The sequence below is a fragment of the Pseudomonas sp. WSY_20 genome, assembly GCF_043104335.1.
In the GTDB taxonomy this organism is placed as follows: Bacteria; Pseudomonadota; Gammaproteobacteria; order Pseudomonadales; family Pseudomonadaceae; genus Aquipseudomonas; species Aquipseudomonas parafulva_B.
The window spans coordinates 11,941-30,460 of record NZ_JBICKP010000046.1 but is presented as its reverse complement, the minus strand read 5'-3'; the positions used below and the strand labels follow the sequence as shown (position 1 = coordinate 30,460).

General features: G+C 61.5%; 15 protein-coding genes. 9 read left to right on the top strand and 6 right to left on the bottom strand.

Annotated features, from left to right (window positions below):
- Positions 1-168 precede the first annotated feature (168 nt).
- The gene (locus ACF8E5_RS11895; RefSeq protein WP_058639389.1) at positions 169-1,029 is read right to left on the bottom strand and encodes a universal stress protein; all 861 of its coding nucleotides are present in this window, start codon (positions 1,027-1,029) and stop codon (positions 169-171) included.
- A 156-nt stretch (positions 1,030-1,185) separates the two neighbouring features.
- Here ACF8E5_RS11895 and ACF8E5_RS11890 point away from each other — a divergent pair, with 156 nt between their 5' ends.
- On the top strand, positions 1,186-1,803 hold the full coding sequence (locus ACF8E5_RS11890) for a tRNA-(ms[2]io[6]A)-hydroxylase (protein WP_058639390.1): 618 nt from the start codon (positions 1,186-1,188) through the stop codon (positions 1,801-1,803).
- 24 nt (positions 1,804-1,827) lie between these two features.
- On the opposite strand, the gene ACF8E5_RS11885 is transcribed toward ACF8E5_RS11890, so the two are convergent.
- On the bottom strand, positions 1,828-2,148 hold the full coding sequence (locus ACF8E5_RS11885; protein WP_392475327.1) for a YqjD family protein: 321 nt from the start codon (positions 2,146-2,148) through the stop codon (positions 1,828-1,830).
- Between the two features lie 122 nt (positions 2,149-2,270).
- Here ACF8E5_RS11885 and ACF8E5_RS11880 point away from each other — a divergent pair, with 122 nt between their 5' ends.
- The gene (locus tag ACF8E5_RS11880; RefSeq protein ID WP_058605664.1) at positions 2,271-2,534 is read left to right on the top strand and encodes a hypothetical protein; all 264 of its coding nucleotides are present in this window, start codon (positions 2,271-2,273) and stop codon (positions 2,532-2,534) included.
- A gap of 18 nt (positions 2,535-2,552) precedes the next feature.
- On the opposite strand, the gene ACF8E5_RS11875 is transcribed toward ACF8E5_RS11880, so the two are convergent.
- Positions 2,553-3,035 carry an LEA type 2 family protein gene (locus ACF8E5_RS11875; protein WP_196121792.1) on the bottom strand — a complete coding sequence of 161 codons (483 nt, stop codon included), beginning with the start codon at positions 3,033-3,035 and terminating at the stop codon, positions 2,553-2,555.
- 132 nt (positions 3,036-3,167) lie between these two features.
- On the opposite strand from ACF8E5_RS11875, the gene ACF8E5_RS11870 reads away from it, so the two are divergent.
- From ACF8E5_RS11870 to zapE, 5 genes are all read left to right on the top strand, one after another.
- Positions 3,168-4,292 (top strand): sigma-70 family RNA polymerase sigma factor, encoded by a 1,125-nt coding sequence (locus ACF8E5_RS11870; protein ID WP_392475326.1) that lies wholly within the window; start codon positions 3,168-3,170, stop codon positions 4,290-4,292.
- Positions 4,293-4,433: 141 nt separating this feature from the next.
- Positions 4,434-6,860: a TonB-dependent receptor gene (locus tag ACF8E5_RS11865; protein WP_392475324.1), complete on the top strand. Its 2,427-nt coding sequence runs from the start codon at positions 4,434-4,436 to the stop codon at positions 6,858-6,860.
- Between the two features lie 161 nt (positions 6,861-7,021).
- On the top strand, positions 7,022-7,339 hold the full coding sequence (locus ACF8E5_RS11860) for a hypothetical protein (RefSeq protein ID WP_058639395.1): 318 nt from the start codon (positions 7,022-7,024) through the stop codon (positions 7,337-7,339).
- A gap of 34 nt (positions 7,340-7,373) precedes the next feature.
- On the top strand, positions 7,374-8,525 hold the full coding sequence (locus ACF8E5_RS11855; protein WP_197844277.1) for a PQQ-dependent sugar dehydrogenase: 1,152 nt from the start codon (positions 7,374-7,376) through the stop codon (positions 8,523-8,525).
- A 43-nt stretch (positions 8,526-8,568) separates the two neighbouring features.
- The gene (gene zapE / locus ACF8E5_RS11850) at positions 8,569-9,672 is read left to right on the top strand and encodes a cell division protein ZapE (protein ID WP_058639397.1); all 1,104 of its coding nucleotides are present in this window, start codon (positions 8,569-8,571) and stop codon (positions 9,670-9,672) included.
- 15 nt (positions 9,673-9,687) lie between these two features.
- On the opposite strand, the gene ACF8E5_RS11845 is transcribed toward zapE, so the two are convergent.
- The 3 genes from ACF8E5_RS11845 to yegQ form a co-directional block, all read right to left on the bottom strand.
- Positions 9,688-10,686 (bottom strand): alpha/beta fold hydrolase, encoded by a 999-nt coding sequence (locus ACF8E5_RS11845; protein ID WP_058605657.1) that lies wholly within the window; start codon positions 10,684-10,686, stop codon positions 9,688-9,690.
- 100 nt (positions 10,687-10,786) lie between these two features.
- Positions 10,787-11,215, bottom strand: coding sequence for a DUF411 domain-containing protein (locus ACF8E5_RS11840; protein WP_058639398.1), 429 nt, complete (start codon positions 11,213-11,215; stop codon positions 10,787-10,789).
- Between the two features lie 123 nt (positions 11,216-11,338).
- Positions 11,339-12,673 (bottom strand): tRNA 5-hydroxyuridine modification protein YegQ, encoded by a 1,335-nt coding sequence (yegQ, locus tag ACF8E5_RS11835; RefSeq protein ID WP_392475323.1) that lies wholly within the window; start codon positions 12,671-12,673, stop codon positions 11,339-11,341.
- A 132-nt stretch (positions 12,674-12,805) separates the two neighbouring features.
- Here yegQ and ACF8E5_RS11830 point away from each other — a divergent pair, with 132 nt between their 5' ends.
- The gene (locus ACF8E5_RS11830; protein WP_058639400.1) at positions 12,806-13,870 is read left to right on the top strand and encodes an AI-2E family transporter; all 1,065 of its coding nucleotides are present in this window, start codon (positions 12,806-12,808) and stop codon (positions 13,868-13,870) included.
- Between the two features lie 164 nt (positions 13,871-14,034).
- Positions 14,035-18,510 (top strand): NEL-type E3 ubiquitin ligase domain-containing protein, encoded by a 4,476-nt coding sequence (locus tag ACF8E5_RS11825; RefSeq protein ID WP_392475322.1) that lies wholly within the window; start codon positions 14,035-14,037, stop codon positions 18,508-18,510.
- The last annotated feature ends 10 nt before the right edge of the window (positions 18,511-18,520 follow it).

Here is an 18,520-nt window from a genome sequence, read left to right as displayed (position 1 = left end):
GTACACGGCTGGCGAGGTGCCGTTTGGCAGCCTTGCTGGGGCACCGGACCGGCCGCGATAGGCTGCGCAGCAGCCCCAGAATTTCAGCTTCGCAGCGCATATTGCCGGGGCCGCGCTGCGGCCCATCGCGGCACTAGGCCGCTCCTACAGGGGGCTGCATGCGGCTCACTATCGTGCTGCATCCGCCAGATGCGCCATCGCCTCCTCGCTTTTCAACACCAGTACATCCCCCTCCAGTGCATCGAGTACTACCTCGCAGGTGTTGCCAATCAACGCGCCGGTAAGCCCTGTGCGGCACACGGTACCGATCACCGTCACCACCGCATCCAGCTGTTTTTCGGTATGGGGAATCAGCACATCGGCCGGGCCTTCGGCCACGTGCAGGCAATCGTCGGCGATACCGTACTGTGCCTGGAAAGCCGCGCACGCCTGGCGATAACGCTGTTCGATGGTGTCGCTCAGTTGATAGACAGGGTCGGCCGCCGACAGCATCGGCGATGGGTGGGCGCTGATCACATGCAGCGCCCCCTTGGCCAGCCTGGCAATCTCGTAGCCGTGGTCGACGATACTGGCATGCAGGCGCTGGTGGTCTTCGTCCTGGTTGCCCACATCCACCGCCGCCAGTACGTTGCCGCCGGTCCATGGGCGCTCGCTCTTGACCATCAGCACCGCGCACGGACAGGCGCGCAGCAGCTTCCAGTCGGCAGGGGTGAGCAGGGCCCTTTTGAGCGGATTGTCGGGGCGATGCTCCTTGATCACCAACTCGCAGCCTTCGCGCTGCTGCACGTGGATGATGGTGTCATGCAGGTTGTCTCGCCACGCCGCTTCATGGGTGACGTGGTCAAAGCCGTCTTCCTGCAACTGCTTGCCCAGCAGGCTCAACAGCGTACTGTGGTCGCGGCGCTTGTCACACATCAACAAGTGCAGGCGCGCGTCAGTGACGCTGGCGATCAGCTTGGCGCGCGTCAGCGCCCGGCTGTGGGCGTGCTCAGGGTCAAGGACGACGAGAATGCTGCGGACGGCTTGCATGGGCGTGTACTCCCTGGAACGTGGGCAGGCGGTGCCAGACTATAGGCCGCGCGCGTGGCGCTGACGCTTGATGCACATCAAGCATAGCCACTGACGCCGTTGCCTGCCGCCGCTATAATCGCCGCCCCTGTCTGTCTCTGTATGGTCGTATCGTTTATGTCCCTGATCCCTGAAATCGACGCCTTCCTGGGCTGCCCTACACCCGATGCCTGGATCGAGGCGGCGCTGGCCGATCAGGAAACACTGCTGATCGACCATAAGAATTGCGAGTTCAAGGCGGCCAGCACGGCATTGAGCCTGATCGCCAAGTACAACACCCATGTTGACCTGATCAACATGATGTCGCGCCTGGCGCGCGAGGAGCTGGTTCATCACGAGCAGGTCTTGAGGCTGATGAAGCGCCGAGGCATACCCCTGCGCCCTGTGTCGGCGGGTCGCTACGCCTCGGGCCTGCGTCGTCTGGTGCGTGCCCACGAGCCGGTCAAGCTGGTAGATACGCTGGTGGTCGGGGCATTTATCGAGGCACGCAGCTGCGAACGCTTCGCGGCCCTGGCGCCGCACCTGGATGAAGAACTGGGCCGTTTCTATCACGGCCTGCTCAAGAGTGAAGCGCGCCACTATCAGGGCTACCTGAAGTTGGCGCACCACTATGGCGATGAGGCGGACATTGCGCGCCGGGTTGAACTGGTACGCGCCGCTGAAGCGGAACTCATCGCCTCACCGGATCAAGAGCTGCGTTTTCACAGCGGTATACCGCTGGCACTGGCCGCCTGAGCACAGCAGGCGGCAGGATAGGTGTCAGTCGCGCCGGCCCAGCAGCAGGCCCACCACCAGGCCAACGCCCGCTGAAAGTGCCACGGTCTGCCACGGGTGGCCGCCAATGTAGTCCTGGCTGGCCGCGACCATGGGCTTTGCCTTGTCACGCAGGTTGCTGGCCGCTTCCCGGGCCTGACGCAGCTTGAGGCTGATCTGGGTGCGCAGGGTTTCGGCCTCTTCGCCAACCAGCGCAGCGCTGTCGTTGAGCAACCGCTCGGATTCCTCGATCAGCGCCTGCAGCTCGCTGAATACCTGGTCCTTGATCTGGTCGCTGTCGGGTACTGCGGCATTTTTACGGGCCATGCCATGCTCCTCCTGGACGGGTCGTTAGAACAATGGATACTCGTGCGCCAGAAAAGTTGCCTCGCAGTGGGCGCTGGCGCCTTGGTGTAAGATACCGGTCATTTCCATCAGGCAGGTGATTCATGAGTTTCAATCTGGCCAACATGAGCTACGAGGAACGGGCACAGATCGAGGCCGAGAAAGCCCGGCTGTTCGAGATGTGGCAGGCTAACCTGGGTAAGGCCAAGGGCGAGGCGGCCCGGCTTATCGCCGAAAAACCTCGGCGCAAGGGCAAGTGGGCCGAATGGGTGCGCAATGAGCTGGACAACATGACCCCGCCCGAATACGCCAGCATGGTGCGCAGCGAAGTCAACAAGCTGATGGCCGCTGCCAGCGCCGCTCGCTGAGCGGGTGCATGTGCCGTCTTACCACTCGTCGCCCTTGGGGAGGTCCAGCGTGCCTTTGTCACTGAACCGCACCGTGCCGAAAGGGCCGCTGGCCAGTTTGCCGCGCAGCGTGTAGGGCAGGCCTTGCAGCGCGTTCAGCTTGCCTAGCCCATAGGCCTGGCGCAGAAACGCAAATGCGGTGATGCTCACCGGCACTTGGACCACCGCCTCGCCATACCGGCCAATCTGTCCGGCCTGGTCGCTGACGCCCGCTGCCAATGGCTGGCCGTTGACCTCCAGGTTCACTGCAATACCGTTGTACTCGATCGGCGTCTCATTGGGGTTCTGCACCCGTAGCTTTACCGCCATGCGCAACTCCAGGTCCTGTCCAGGCAAGGGCTCCAAGCCGATCACGCTGATCGAAACCGGATCCCGGGGTTGCAACAGCGCGCACGCGCCCAAGGTCGCTGACATCAGCAGGACAGTGAGCAGACGGGTGATGAACAAAGGGCGAAGAGTCATGGGGCAAGGCCTTGGAAAGAATCGTCCGGCAGTGTGGCAAATGCTCGGCAGCGTTGAAAGTGTCGGTAGAGATGAAAGATACTGTTTCTCATTAACGCCCGATAATTTCTCTTACTGTGTAGTTGCCTAACCATGCTGACGTCTCACGTGCCGGGCCTGCTGGCAAGTTTCCAGGAACACTATGACGACTTGTTGCAGTTTCTGACCCGGCGCATGCGTGATCGCCAGCGCGCTGCGGACGTTGCCCACGAAACCTACTTGAGGCTTGCGCAGATCGATGCGCACGCTGTGCCGGTGCTGCACCCGCGTAGCTTCATCTTTCGCGTGGCGGGAAACATTGCGATCGATGCCCTGCGTCGTGACCAGCGCCTTGCCGCCTGCCACGACGACAGTGAGGGCATGGTACACGTGGCCTGTGGCGCGCCGGCACCGGAGGCGGCGTTACTGGCCAGCGAGCGCCTGCAGATTCTCGATCAGGCTCTGCTGCAACTGCCCCCCAAAGCGCGCCAGGCGCTGTTGCTCAATCGCGTGGAAGGGTTGACGCAAAGGCAGGTCGCGCAAAGGCTCGGCGTGTCCGAAAGCATGGTGGCCAAGTACATCGGACAGGCGCTGCGGCATTGCCGGGGATGGCTGCAGAAGGCCGGTGTCGCGGCGTGCATGGCGTTGATGCTGGGCAGTTGGTTGGCGTGGCAGCAGGCACCTGTATGGTTGTCCGACTATCACACCGGTACCGGCGAGCGGCGCATGCTCACCTTGCCCGATGGCACCCGCGTCACCCTCAACAGCGCCAGTGCCATAAAGGTGGAATTCGACGCGCACGCACGTCGGGTGGTGGTGATGGCTGGCGAGGCGCTGTTCGAGACGTCCGCCGAGGCCCGTCCTTTCGTGGTCGAAACGGCAGGGCTGCCGGTAAACGGCACCGGGGCGAGGTTCAGCGTGCGGCGCGACGGGCATGTGGTCCTTGGCCAGGGTGCTGCGCGGCAGGGCGCTCAAGCCTTGAGCGTAGCGGCCGATGCCGATGCGCAGCTGGCCTGGCAACGGGGCAAGTTGATCTTCAATGGCAAGCCTCTAGGCCAAGTGCTGGCTGAGCTTGAGCGCTATCGCCTTGGGCGTATCGTGTTGTCGGATCAACAGCTAGCGGGCCTTGAGGTCAGTGGCGTGTTCGACCTGGATGATCCGCATGCCATGCTGCGCACCCTGGAGCAGCGGTATGGCCTGAAAGTCACCTACCTGCCGTGGCTCGCCGTGGTGTATTGATCTTCAAAGCGGCCCTGTCGAAACCTACCGAAAAAACTTTTCATCGGCACTGCAAGTTCTCGTGGGCTGGATCGTCGTAGTGGGGCTAAGCCGCAAACCATTCCCATTCACGACTCGCCTGGAAGCTTTCTCGTGCCTCTCATGCCCACGCTCTCGAATAGCCGCTGCCGTTTTCTGCCACCTGTGTTGATGTCGTGCGGCGCGTTGGCCGTATTGGCCGGCGCGCTGCCCGCTCACGTCGCTGCTGCAACACAGCAGGGATATGTGCAGACCGCGCAGGTACAGCTGGATGTCCCGGTGCAGCCGCTGGACCAGGCGTTGACGCGCTTTGCTGATCAGGCCGGCCTGCATTTGCTGTACACCACCGCTGACGTGGCTGGCCTGCAGAGCCCGACCCTGCAGGGCGCCTACAGTGTCGAGCAAGCCTTGCAGCGGTTGCTCGAAGGCACCGGCTTGAGCTGGCAGTTCACCGATGCGCGGACGGTGACGCTGCGCAAGCACGATACCTCCCTGCAGGCCATCAACCTCAAGCCGATTGAAGTAAGCGTGGCCTCGCGCACCAGTACTGCCATCAGCGAGATCCCAGGCACCGTGTGGGTGGTCGATCAGCAGCAACTGCGCGAGCAGATCGACAGTGGCGTAAGCCTCAAGGAAGCCATCGGCAAACTGGTGCCTGGCCTTGACCTGGCGCCGGAGGGGCGCACCAATTACGGGCAGAACATGCGTGGGCGCAGCGTGCTGGTGATGATCGATGGCGTCAGCCAGAACAGCTCGCGAGGCCTGTCGCGCCAGTTCGACAGTATCTCGCCTTTCAACGTGCAGCGCGTCGAAGTGCTGTCCGGCGCCAGCGCCATCTACGGGGGCGGTGCGACCGGGGGCATCATCAACATCGTGACAAAAAAGGGCGAGGCAGGCCCTGCGCGTTTCGAAACCCAGCTCGGCGCCAGCAGCGGTTTCAACAACAGCGATGATCTGGCGACCCGCTTCGCCCAGTCGATCAGCGGTGGCAACGAGCGGTTCAATGCGCGTCTTGGTGTGTCCGGCGAGCAGAACGAGGCGTTCTACGATGGAGCAGGCGATCAGATCTTCATCGACAATACCCAGACCGACCTGCAATACAACCGCACCCTGGACCTGCTTGGCAGCCTGGGCATGCAGTTCGATGATCAACAGAGCCTTGACCTGCTGGCCCAGTACTACGATTCCGGCAACCATGGCAGCACCGGCATCTGGTTTCCCAACCTCAATTACAATGGCCCCTCCGACCTCGAAGAGGCCCAGTTGCGCAGCGGGTACTCGTCCGACCTGAACCCGCGCACCCGGCGCGTGCTGCTCAATGCCAATTACCACCACAATGATGTGCTGGGCCAGGATTTCTACCTGCAGGCTTCCTACCGCAAGGAAAACAACAACTTCTACCCGTTCCCGTACTACAACCGTGGTACACCGACCGGCTCGCGCGGTGTGTATTTTGCAGCCTCGCAGCAGAACTTCGAGGTCACCAGCCTCAAATGGCTGTTCGCCAAGCAGTGGGACACGCTGAAATTCACCTATGGCGTGGACATTGACCGCGAACGTTTCAACGCTGACCAGACCGTGTTCGATGCGCGGGTGTCCTCTGAAAGCGGCGGGCTGGACCTGGACAAGGCCAGCAAGGCTGCGCGCTACCCCAGCTACGTGATCGATGGGGTCTCGCTGTATGGCCAGCTTGAATGGCGCGCCACCGACAACCTGACGTTCTCCGGCGGCGCCCGGCGCCAGCAGATGGATGTGGAGGTGGGTGACTACAAGGGCGTTCCAGGTGGGAGTAACGACTATCAGGTCAATCTCTACAACCTGGGGGCGATCTACGACTTCAAGAACGGCCACCAGCTGTGGGCCAACTACGGCGAAGGCTTTGACCTGCCCGATCCGGCCAAGTATTACGGCAAACCTGGTCTTAGTGTCGGGGACAACCCGCTGGCCGGGATCAAGAGCCGCCAGGTGGAGCTAGGCTGGCGCTATGCCGACGTGCAGTGGGACGCTCAAGCCGCGCTGTACTACATCTGGTCGGACAAGATCATCAATGTGGATTCGCAAACCCTCACCATTGACGTCGAAGACCAGAAAAGTCGCGACTTTGGCTTCGAAGGGGCACTCACCCGCCACTTCGACCGAGGTTGGGAAGCCGGCGGCACGCTGCACCTCACCCGTTCCGAGGAAGAGGCAGACGGCGGCGGGTGGCGCAAGCGTGATGCGCGTTATGCTTCCTTGTCCAAAGCCACCGCGTTCGTTGGCTGGAAGGATGACGGGCGCAGTGCGCGGTTGCAGGCCAATCGGGCCTTCAGCTTGAAGGACGATGCCCAACACAAGATCGATGGCTATACCACGCTCGATTTACTGGGCAGCCAGGACACCGACTACGGCACCTTCAGCGCAGGTATCCAGAACTTGCTGGACAAGCAGTACAGCACTGTGTGGGGCCAGCGGGCGACGCTGTTCTACTCGCCCACCTACGGGCCTGCCTACCTCTACGATTACCAAGGGCGAGGCAGGACCTACACGCTGACCTGGAGCCTTGCGTACTAAGGCTTATGCGCTCGGCCCAGGCAACGCCGGCGCCCCGATCAAGGGGCGCTGGTTGAAACATCGTGAATCACCTGCGGCGTCGCCAAGCCTTTTGACTCGAACCCTTTGGGCCATAGGCTATCAAAGCCACCAGGCCAGGCGTTTTCGTACGGAGGTGAAGCATGAAACTGACACTACCGTTGTTGGTAATAGGTATGGCGGTTTGGTTACCTACCCATGCGACCGCGCAGCCGTGGCTGCACATTGCCGCCAATGGCAACAACCCCTACAACAGCCCCGTGCAACGCGCCAACCCCAACAGCCGTCAGGGCAGCGTCCCGGCGACGCCGCCTGTGCGCGGCCCGTCTACCCAGCCCGTGCCGCGCACCCCGACGGTAGAGAACCGCGGCATCGGCAACGGTGAGAACCTGCGCCGTCAGCAGCGAACGCCCAATCTGGAACCTACGCGGCCCCCGCGGGACAACCCGCGCGCGCCCTGACTCCAGCATCCCGTATCTGTCAAAGGAACTTCGCATGTCCCGAGCAACCTGGCTGGTTACCCTGGCCGCTGCTGCACTAGCGCCTCTGTTAACCCATGCCGCTGCCCAGCAGACGTTCAAAAGTGAAGAAGGCACCCTTACCGTAGATACCGTGGCCAACGGTCTGCGTACGCCGTGGGCGCTGGCGTTCCTGCCTGGCGGCCAGGACATGCTGGTCACCGAACGCATCGGCAACCTGCGCGTGATCAATGCCGAGGGCAAGGTCGGCCCGCCCATCAGTGGCGTGCCCAAAGTCTGGGCCGAGGGCCAGGGCGGCCTGCTGGATGTGGCCTTGTCGCCCGAGTTCGACAAGGACCGTACGGTGTACCTGTCCTATGCCGAGGAGGGCAGCGACGGCAAGGCCGGGACCGCTGTGGGCCGTGGCCAGCTGTCGACCGATCGTGCCCGCCTGGAAAACTTCACCGTTATCTTCCGCCAGCAACCCAAGTTGTCGGAGGGCAATCATTTTGGGTCGCGCCTGGTGTTCGACCGCAACGGGTATCTGTTCATCGCCCTGGGTGAGAACAATCAGCGCCCGACGGCTCAGGACCTGGATAAGCTGCAGGGCAAGGTCGTGCGCATCCTGCCAGATGGCGAGGTTCCCAAGGACAACCCATTTTATGGCCAGAAGAACGTGCGCCCCGAAATCTGGTCGTTTGGCCACCGTAACCAGCAGGGCGCTGCGTTGAATCCTTGGACGGGCGCGTTGTGGACCAACGAACACGGCCCCCGTGGCGGTGACGAAATCAACATCCCGAAGCCGGGCAAGAACTACGGTTGGCCCATCGCAACCCACGGCATCAACTATTCGATGCTGCCCATACCAGAGGCCAAGGGGAAACATGTAGATGGCATGGTCGATCCGCACCACGTGTGGGAGAAGTCGCCCGGTGTCAGCGGCATGGCGTTCTATGACAGCCCCGTATTCACCGCATGGGATCACAACGTGTTCATCGGCGCATTGGCCACGCAGGAGCTGATCCGCTTGCAGCTCAAGGGCGACAAGGTGGTGCACGAGGAGCGCCTGCTGGGCGACTTGAAAGCGCGCATTCGTGATGTTCGGGTAGGGCCGGACGGTTACCTGTACGTGTTGACCGATGCCAAGGATGGCGAGCTGCTGAAGGTGGGCCTGGCGCGGCCTGACTGAAGCCGCGCTGTCGTCGGCAAGGAGGCGACAGGTACAATGCGCCATGACCATCGAACCCTTGCAACGCTACCAGCAAGCCCTGGAAACCGAGGGCTTTGTCGTTGACCCCGCACAGCGCCTCGCCATCGAGGCGCTGCAGGCCTGCTTCGAGGCTGTCGAACGTGGACGATCCAGCCAGGGCCTCTACCTGTGGGGGCCAGTGGGGCGGGGCAAGACCTGGTTGATGGATCAGTTTCACCGGTGCCTGACCGTGCCGAGTCGCCGCCAGCATTTTCACCACTTCATGGCTTGGGTGCACCGTCGGTTGTTTCAGCTCAATGGCACGGCGGATCCCCTTATGGCGCTGGCGCAGGAGCTAGGAAGCGAAATCCGCGTGCTGTGCTTCGATGAGTTGTTCGTCAGTGACATTGCCGACGCAATCATTCTCGGCCGTTTGTTCCAGGTACTGTTCAACCTGGGCGTGGTGGTGGTTGCCACGTCCAACCAGCCGCCAGGGCAACTGTACCGCGATGGCTTCAACCGCGAACGCTTCCTGCCCGCCATCGCTGCCATCGAGCGGCACATGCGTGTGCTGCCGGTAGCGGGCGAGCAAGACCATCGGCAACACCCGGGCCTGCCGTGCCAGCGCTACTGGGTCACCGACGACCGGGGCAGTCACCTTGCCGCGGTCTTCGAGCGACTGAGCCCGGACGACCCAGGCACCGACCAGCCCCTCATGCTGGGCAGTCGGCAGGTGCAGGTGGTGCGCCGAAGTGCGAAGGCCATCTGGTGCCGTTTCGACGCGTTGTGCGAACAGCCGATGGCTACCCAGGAATTCATGGCGCTGTGCGACCGTTTCGCGGCGATCCTGGTCGCGGACATACCGGCGCTGAGTGGTCAGCAACAGGCCGGGCGTATCGCCCGTGGCACAGAGGACGGCGCCTCCCGCGTGCTAGCGGGCGACCGCGACTTGCCGGCACTCTCGCCCAAGGACGATGCCGTGCGCCGCTTCATCGCCTTGGTCGATGAGTGCTACGACCGCCGTGTGGCGCTGTACCTGGAGGCGCAGGTGCCGCTCGAGGCGCTGTACACGCAGGGGTATCTCGCCTTCCCCTACCAGCGCACCCTCAGCCGGCTGCGTGAAATGCAGCTGCAGCGCTTCGCCTGATGCAGCCACGCACGATTAGCGATCCAGCCACTGGATCAGTGTGCGATTGAAACGCTTGGGTTCTTCGATCTGCGGCGCGTGGCCCATGCCTTCGAAAGTGATCAGTTCGCCTTTGGGAATGAGCTTGGCCACCTGCGGGCCGAGCAAGGCGTAGTTGCCCAGCCTGGCCTTGACTTGCGGTGGTGCGATGTCACTGCCGATTGCCGTGGTGTCCTTGTCACCGATCAACAAAAGGGTTGGCATCTGCAGGTCCTTGAACTCGTGATAAACCGGTTGGGTGAAGATCATGTCGTAAATCAAGGCAGAGTTCCACGCCACCCGCTCGTGCCCTGGGCCCTGGTTCAGGCCCACCAGCATCTGCACCCAGCGCTCATATTCAGGTTTCCAGCGGCCGGCATAGTAGGTTTTGCGCTCATAGTCACGCACCCCGGCCGCATCGAGCTTGAGTTCGCGGGCATACCACTGGTCAACGGTGCGGTAGGGCACCCCCAGGGCCTTCCAGTCCTCCAGGCCGATGGGGTTGACCATGGCCAGGCGCGTGACCTGCTGCGGGTACATCAAGGCGTAGCGGGTGGCTAGCATCCCCCCGGTCGAATGCCCCAGCACGATGCTCTGCTTCACCCCCAGGTGCTCGAGCAGTGCATGGGTGTTGCTGGCCAGTTGCTGGAAGCTGTACTGGTAGTGCGCAGGTTTACTGGATGTGCAGAAACCGATCTGGTCTGGGGCGATAACGCGGTAGCCTGCCTTGCTCAAGGCATCGATGCTGGTTTCCCAGGTGGCTGCGCAAAAATTCTTGCCGTGCATGAGCACGACCGTGCGGCCGTTGGCATTGCCCGACGCCGGGACGTCCATGTAACCCATTTGCAGCGATTGGCGCTGTGATTCGAAGTCGAAGTGCTTGAGCGTATGCGGGTAGTCAAACCCTTCGAGCTGTGCGCCGTAGGTAGGCGATTGGCCGGCAATGGCCGGGCCGCTGGCCAGGCACACCATGGCCAGGGCGGATGCACGCAGCATGAGGCACTCCATGTCAGATCAAGTAGGAAGACTCGACTGTAGCAGCAGGACAGTGGCCATAGAGGCCCAAGGTGTTACCAACCGTGAAACCGGCGCCACGTCAGTAATCGGCGACTACTGTATCTTTCCCCTCCGAGTCGATACCGATCACCCGATAGGCATCCCTGCGCTCACCCATTTCCATGCCCGGTGAACCGGCTGGCATGCCTGGAACGGCCATGCCCTTGAGATCACTGCGGCTAACCAGTTCACGCACGTGGGTAGCGGGGACATGGCCTTCGACGAACTTGCCAGCGATGACCCCGGTATGACACGACGCATGGCGCGGCGGGACTTGCAGGCGTTGCTTGACGGCGCTCATGTCTGGTTCGACATGGTCGTTCACGGTAAAGCCGTTCTCTTGGAGGTGACTGATCCAGGCTTTGCAACAACCACAGTGGGGGTCGCGGTAGACGTCGATGGTGTCGGTGGCCTGTGCAAGGGCGGTGAAGGTCAACAGGCCAAGGGCCAGGCAATTTGAACGCAGCATGGACAAGTTCCTTATAAACGTGTGACCTGCGGCCAGCATAGCGCACGGCCTGGTCCAAACGTGCAAGGCGGCAGGGTCGCCCCCTCTGGCTTTCAACCTGCTGACCGGCGCATTACAGTTTCGTCAGCCAGTGGCTTGGTCATTGCGCAGGTCGCGCATCAGTAGCCCGAACGCCAACGACACCTGTTCAGGGACTGGCAGATACACCACATGGCCATCCCCGGGTGCGACTTCGATGGGCTGCTGTTGCCGGTTGTGCAGCTGATTCAGGTCGAAGTGGTAGTTGCCGCGAGGTGTCATCAGCTCCAGATGGTCGCCCAGGGCGAAGCGGTTCTTGACCTTGACCTCGGCCCAACCATTTACCCGCAGCCCAGTCAGTTCACCCACGAACTGCTGGCGCTCGGACACCGAGCTGCCGCGCTGGTAATTCTGGTACTCATCGTGCACATGACGGCGCAAAAAACCTTCGGTGTAGCCCCGTTGCGCCAGGGACTCGAGGTTGTCCATCAAGGTGCGGTCGAAAGGCTGCCCATTGGCCGCATCGTCGATGGCCTTGCGGTAGGACTGCACGGCCCGTGCGCAGTAGAAATGCGATTTGGTGCGGCCCTCGATCTTGAGCGAGTGCACGCCCATGCGCGCCAGTCGCTCGACGTGCTGGATGGCCCGCAGGTCCTTGGCGTTCATGATGTAGGTGCCGTGCTCGTCTTCGAACGCGGGCATTTCGGTACCGGGACGCTCGCTTTCCTGCAACAGGAACACCTGGTCGGTGGGCGCACCCTGGCCCAGCGTCGGCTGCACGTGGTGCACGATATCGCCGGTGACGCTCTCGGTCGCCGGCGTGACGTCATACTTCCAGCGGCAGGCGTTGGTACAGGTGCCCTGATTGGCATCACGCTTGTTCAGGTAGCCCGACAGTAGGCAGCGGCCTGAATAGGCCATGCACAGCGCCCCATGCACGAAGACTTCCAGCTCCATGCCAGGTACTTGCTGACCAATTTCCTCGATCTCTTCAAGTGACAGCTCCCGCGACAGGATCACGCGGCTGATGCCTTGCTGCTGCCAGAACTGCACGCTGGCCCAGTTCACCGTGTTGGCCTGCACCGAGAGGTGCACCGGCATCTGCGGGTAGTGCTGGCGTACCAGCATGATCAGGCCCGGGTCGGACATGATCAACGCGTCCGGTGCCATGGCGATCACAGGCGCCAGGTCCTTGAGGAAGGTCTTGAGCTTGGCATTGTGAGGCGCGATGTTGACCACCACATAGAAGCGCTTGCCCAGCGCATGAGCCTCCTGGATGCCCAACGCCAGATTGGCATGGTCGAAGGCATTGTTGCGCACCCGCAGGCTGTAGCGGGGCTGACCGGCATAGACCGCGTCAGCACCGTAGGCGAAGGCATAGCGCATGGTGTGGAGCGTGCCGGCAGGCGCCAGCAATTCGGGCTTGGCAACAGAATTCATGAATACACCGGGTAAAGGGCGCGGATGCTAAGCCGCTTGCGGTTCGGCCTTATTGATCTGAATCAAGGGGCAGGTGGCACTTTTACCCCAGCGCCACGCACTAATACCCCAGAACCCATCCGAGGACCGGAAATGAACGAAACTGCTTTGCAGAACAAGGCGCTGGCGGTGCTCCTGGCACTGGTGACCGTTGCCTTCGTCTGGATCTTGCTGCCTTACTACGGCGCCATCTTCTGGGCGGTAATCCTGGGCATCCTGTTCGCGCCGTTGCAACGCAACCTGCTCATGCGTTTCGGGCGCCGCCGCAACGTGGCCGCTGCCGTGACCACGCTGATCTGCTTACTGGTGGCGGTATTGCCGGTGATCATCATCAGCGGCCTGCTGGTGCAGGAGGGGGCAACGCTGTATCAACGCATCCAGAGCGGCCAGCTGGACATCGCAGGGTATGTTGAGCGGGGCAAGGACATGCTGCCAACGTTTGCCCAGAACGCGCTGGACAACCTGGGCATGGGCAACCTGGAAGCCCTGCGTGACAAGATCACCACCTGGGCCTCCCAAGGTAGCCAGGTCCTGGCTACCCAGGCCTTCAGCTTTGGCCAGGGCACATTCGATTTCGTGGTGGGCTTCGGCATCATGATGTACCTGCTGTTCTTCTTCCTGCGCGAAGGTGCCGAGGTGGTGCGCAAGGTGCGCATGGCCGTGCCGCTGCCCGAACACCAGAAGCGCCGCCTGCAGTTGAAGTTCAAGCGTGTAGTGCGCGCCACGGTCAAGGGCAACGTGCTAGTGGCCATCACTCAAGGAGCGCTGGGCGGCTTGATTTTCTGGATACTGGGGATCCCCAGCGCGCTGGTCTGGGCGGTGATGATGGCGTTCCTTTCGCTGCTGCCCGCCGTTGGTGCAGGCATCGTCTGGGGGCCGGTGGCGATCTACTTCCTGATGACCGGGGCGATCTTGCAAGGTGTGATCCTGACCGCATTTGGCGTGCTGGTGATCGGCCTTGTCGACAACGTGCTTAGGCCTATTCTGGTCGGCAAGGATACCCGTATGCCAGATTACCTGATCCTGGTCTCCACCTTGGGCGGCCTGTCGGTATTCGGTCTTAACGGTTTCGTTATTGGCCCGCTGATCGCAGCACTGTTCATTTCCAGTTGGGCGATTTTTGCCTCGAGCAAGCCTCGGGTTCAACTTCCGCAATGACTCGCCAGGGGCTCGGCCGTCGCAAAGAAGGGATTGGCCCTGGCGGTCACCCCTGAAAAGCTGGGTCAAGGCGGGCGCAAGGCAGGATTCCCACTGGCTGACTTCCAACTGCTTTAATCTCGAAAACTCGGCAAAGGTGCGGTGTAGTCACCTACCTGGAGCCGATGATGGTCAGCCTCGTTACGCCCTCAAACCATACCGATAGTTTTATTGACAAACAGCTTCCTTCCTGGCTGCACGCAGCCTCTTTAGAGCAGATACAGAGTCTACGCAAGCGCGTAGAGGAAAATCGCTGGGTCGAGCAGCGGCTGGAAGCCATGTTCAAGCGCCTGCTTTCCCCAGATTCGTTCGCGCGCCAGACGCTGACCACAGCGATAAAGCAGAAGCTCGGAGTATCTGTCGAGCTAGCCCATACCCTCTGGCGTGAGCGCCTCGACTACTACAGCATGCTTGGTGGTGAAGGGCTTCGTGACCATTACACGTTTCATCCGGCCATCACCCATCTGATGCAGAATTTTCCGGCCGGATCGAGCTTCGATGCGCGCAGCGGCATCATCTCGGGGGCACATGGGATGTCACCCAATGCGCCGCTCCTGGTAGACAGCGCGAAATTGGCGGGGGTTTGCCGTTCGGTGGATGCAGGCAAGCGCTACCAAGCCTACCTGCAGACCTTCTTCGACGATGCCGCCGTAACGCTCCTTGCTCAGAGTGTGCGCAAAAGGGTTGCGCTTGCTATGGAGCTTGCAGTGATACGGGGGGAGGTCCCTGAGTCGGATGTCACCAGCTTCGAATACACCCTGGGAGAGGTGCCAGTACCCGATCCGCGGCATCCCACGGTCGTACCCAAGCATCTTCATGTGCTTGGGCACGCCATGGTCGGAGGCCTGATCTTCGAGCGCTCGAATGACTCGTCGGGCGGCTCGGCGGATCCTGCTGGAGGGGTCTTGCTCTATCTCCCTCACCAACCTTTGCGACAGTTCGCGAACTTGACAAGTCTCAACGCCCACTTGGCGAGCTTGTTCAGGCAACCTGAGCACGCATCTTGCCTGCTGGGCCAGGTCGCGGCCGACGCTCGGATAGCGTTTCAGGCAGCACTGAAAAAACGTCTGAGCGACGCCGTGCCCGATTTTGAAGTGACAGGCAAGGTCGCCCGTGCCTTGCTTTTTCCGGAGATGGCCGAGTTGCAAGTGGCCCGTATCAAGGCAGACGCCCGTTTTCTTCTGGTGCCGGTTGCAGACGTGGATCGGCTGCAAAGGCTTGAGCGGCTGCGCACGCTCGAGCAAGTCGGGCTGAACCTGACTCAAATGGCAGCATTGTTCGTACCTCAATTGGGGGCGCTGATGCTGGCCGCTACGGTGACCGAGGTGCTGAGTGAAGTCATGGCCGCGGTACACGACTGGTCACGGGGCCATCAGCATGAAGCGCTGGAGCATGTGCTGGGCGTGGCTGAAACGGTAGCCGTCACTGCGCTGATGGCAACGGGTGGTGAGGCCGTGGCACGCGGCTTCAAGCGCAGTGCTTTTGTTGATGAGATGATGCCGGTCGAACAGGAGGATGGCGCTTCTCGATTATGGGCTGAAGACCTCAAGCCCTACCGGGCGGTAGGAGTGCCTCGCCAAGCCATGCGTGGTCGGGATGGGCTGTTTAGGCACGGCGACACTCACTGGTGGCTTCACGAGGGCAACTATTACGAAGTCAGCCGCAAAACCGAGTCCCACTCCTGGCGCTTGGTGCGCAACGACGGTAAGCCAGGGTTCGCGCCGGCGCTAAGCTGGAACGGCGAGCAGGGCTGGCGTCTGAAATGGCAGCGGCCGCAAATGTGGGAGGGCGAGCGAGCCTTGTTGGGGCATCTATGGCCCGTACCTGCCGAGCTGGACTCGGCACGCCTGACGCAGATACTCAACGTGGCTGATGTGGATCAGACGTCGTTACGTCGGCTGGTGGGTGAACAACGGGCGCTGCCTGTTAGCTTGCGCGACACGCTGGAGCGTTTCGAGGCCGACGCGCGAATCGACAGCTTCTTTGCCACATTCACGGACGATCACGGTAGCGGTGACCCACGTCTATTGCAGTGGTGCGTCGGTGCGTTGACCGAGCCTCAGCGTGAACCTTCGTCATTAACCGCATCGATGCTCGCGCATGCACCCACCCTGCGCCAGGGGCTGATGAGCCACCTGACGGACGAACTTGTCCTCTCTCCTGAAGCCGCGGCAATCAGACGTGTTTTTCCTGGCTTGCCTGCGCGCTATGCCGAAGATGTGATAGCCAATGCTTCTGCTGACCAGCGCCAACGACTACTCGAGCGCGGTCGTATTGATCTGGCACTTGCCGAAAAGGCACGCCTGGCATTGCAGGAGGCTCGCGCCTGTCGTGCATTGCAGAGCCTGTATCTAAACAATGCTTATCACCCTGATATGCCGTCGCTGGTCTTCGGGCTGCTGCGAACGGAGCCCGCATGGCCGTTGGCTTGCAATGTTCAGATTCGTGAGTCTTCCCCCACCGGGCGGGTGATGGCTGAGCTGTACCCGGTCAACGATTCTGCACAGGTGAAGATGCTAGTTTGGAAGCAAGGACAGGTGTCGCTCTACGAGCATGGCCAATTGTCTTCAGACAGCCTTTCAGGGCCTGGCGGGCTATTGGAAAGGCTCTGGCAGCTTTTACCTGAAGCCGAGCTTGAGCGGTTTGGCTGGTCAGGGCCCAATGGCGTACAACAGATGCGGGCAAGCTTGCAGTCGAGACTACCGGCACGCAGGGAGGCTGTGCAGGAACTGATGGGCATGCAGGTGCACCAACCCACTTTCCGAGCTCCAGCGCGCCTGGCTGACCGGCGTTTCGGTTACCTGTTGAGTGGTCGCGCCAGCGCGAATCACTTGGCTGAACGCACGCTCCAGGACCGCGTCCGTAGCCTTTTTCCTGGGTTCAGCGCGCAGAATCTGGAGCGGTTCCTGCAAGTGCTCCAAGAGCAGCCTGGTTCGCCTTTCACGGTTCTGCTTGAGCTCGAGAACGATTATTCGCGCCTGGATCTGACGTTGGAGCAATGGACAGCACAACCTGCAGCTGCAGCAGATGTAGCGCTGCGGCGAACGGTCGCGGACGAGCTACGGCGCTGCTGGCGCTTTCAGGGGTACGCGGGCAGACGTCATGCCAATGGGGATCAAGGCATGGCGCTGTCGCTATCGGGGATCGGTGTTGGCGAGCTGCCCGACTTGAGCGCGGCGCAAGGTTTCAGCCACGTCAGCGAGCTCTCTCTGGTCAACATGCGCCTTACCGATCTTCCCGGAGAGTTTCTCGCACCGTTTCGAGGCATCTTGACCTTGAATCTGGACAACAACGCGCTGACTCAACTTCCTCAGGGGCTGTCTCAGTTGCGTGAGTTGACCGAACTGACCCTTTCACGAAACAGTTTGAGCATCGGCGATGCTGGTTTCCGGTTGCTGGCCGGCATCCCGAGGTTGAGCGTTCTTGACTTGAGCGATAACACCATCGGCGCCATCCCGATCGAGATGAACCGACTACCCCGGCTACGCCAACTTGGTCTGCGCAGAACAGGCTTGACCCAAGTTCCGACTCACCTCGATCAAGCGGTTTCGCTGGAGTATGTGGATCTGCGTGACAACCATATCGCTGAGTTGCCGCTGAGCTTGAGAGCCCAGCGCACTCGCTGGCGTAACCGATTGGCACTGGTCGGCAATCCGCTCCCTGCGCTCTACCGCGATCTGTGGATCGACGCCAGCCGCACTTCTGCAAGCGATAGCAGCCCAGACGGCGACGCCTACCACTTCAACCAGTGGCTCGAGCGTCTGGACCCGACGCAACGCGCCTCTCGTACCGCTCAGTGGAACCGTTTACTGAACGAGTCGGGTAGCGAAGACTTCTTCAGGCTCGTCGGCGAACTGACCGACACCAGTGATTTTCGCCTGGCCAGAGATGACCTTGAGGCTAGGCTGTGGGCCCTGATGGACAGGATTGAAAGCAATACAGCCCTTCGGGAGCTTATGTTCACCCTGGCCAGTGAACCTCGAACGTGCGTGGACAATGTCATATCCAGTTTCGGCTGGCTGGAGACCAGATTGCTCAGCGCCTCGCTTGAGGCCGGAGCTGGCGATCAAGCAGAAGGCCAATTATTGAACTTGGCGCGAAGGTTCTTTCGTCTGGACCGGGTGGAGGCCTATGCGCGGCGGGACATGAGCAGCCGCGGGGCCAGTGGCTCGGAGGTCGATCAGGTCGAAGTCAGCCTGGCATACAGAGTGGGGCTGGCGAGCACACTTGAGCTGCCAGGCCAGCCAATCACCATGCAGTTCAGGACCATTGCAGGTGTGACGGAGCAACACCTGGCAGAGGCCGAAGCCGCAGTTCGCGAGGCCGAGGCCAGCGATGAACTGGCCGTTGACATCAGTGAGCGCGGCTTCTGGTTCGAATATCTGCAACGGCAACATCAAGCCATGTTTGAACAGGTGCGCGAGCCGTTCGTGCAACAAATGGAAGCGCTCTACGAAGGGCGTGAAAGCCTCACGGATGCCGACTACGATGCCCAGGCCAGATCGATTGCCAAGGCCAGTGATGAGGCAGTCAAAGCCAAGGCGCTTGAACTGACGCGTCAATCCTTGGCGCGGGAGGGTGGGCAACCGCAAGAGCAATAGCCATGAAGGC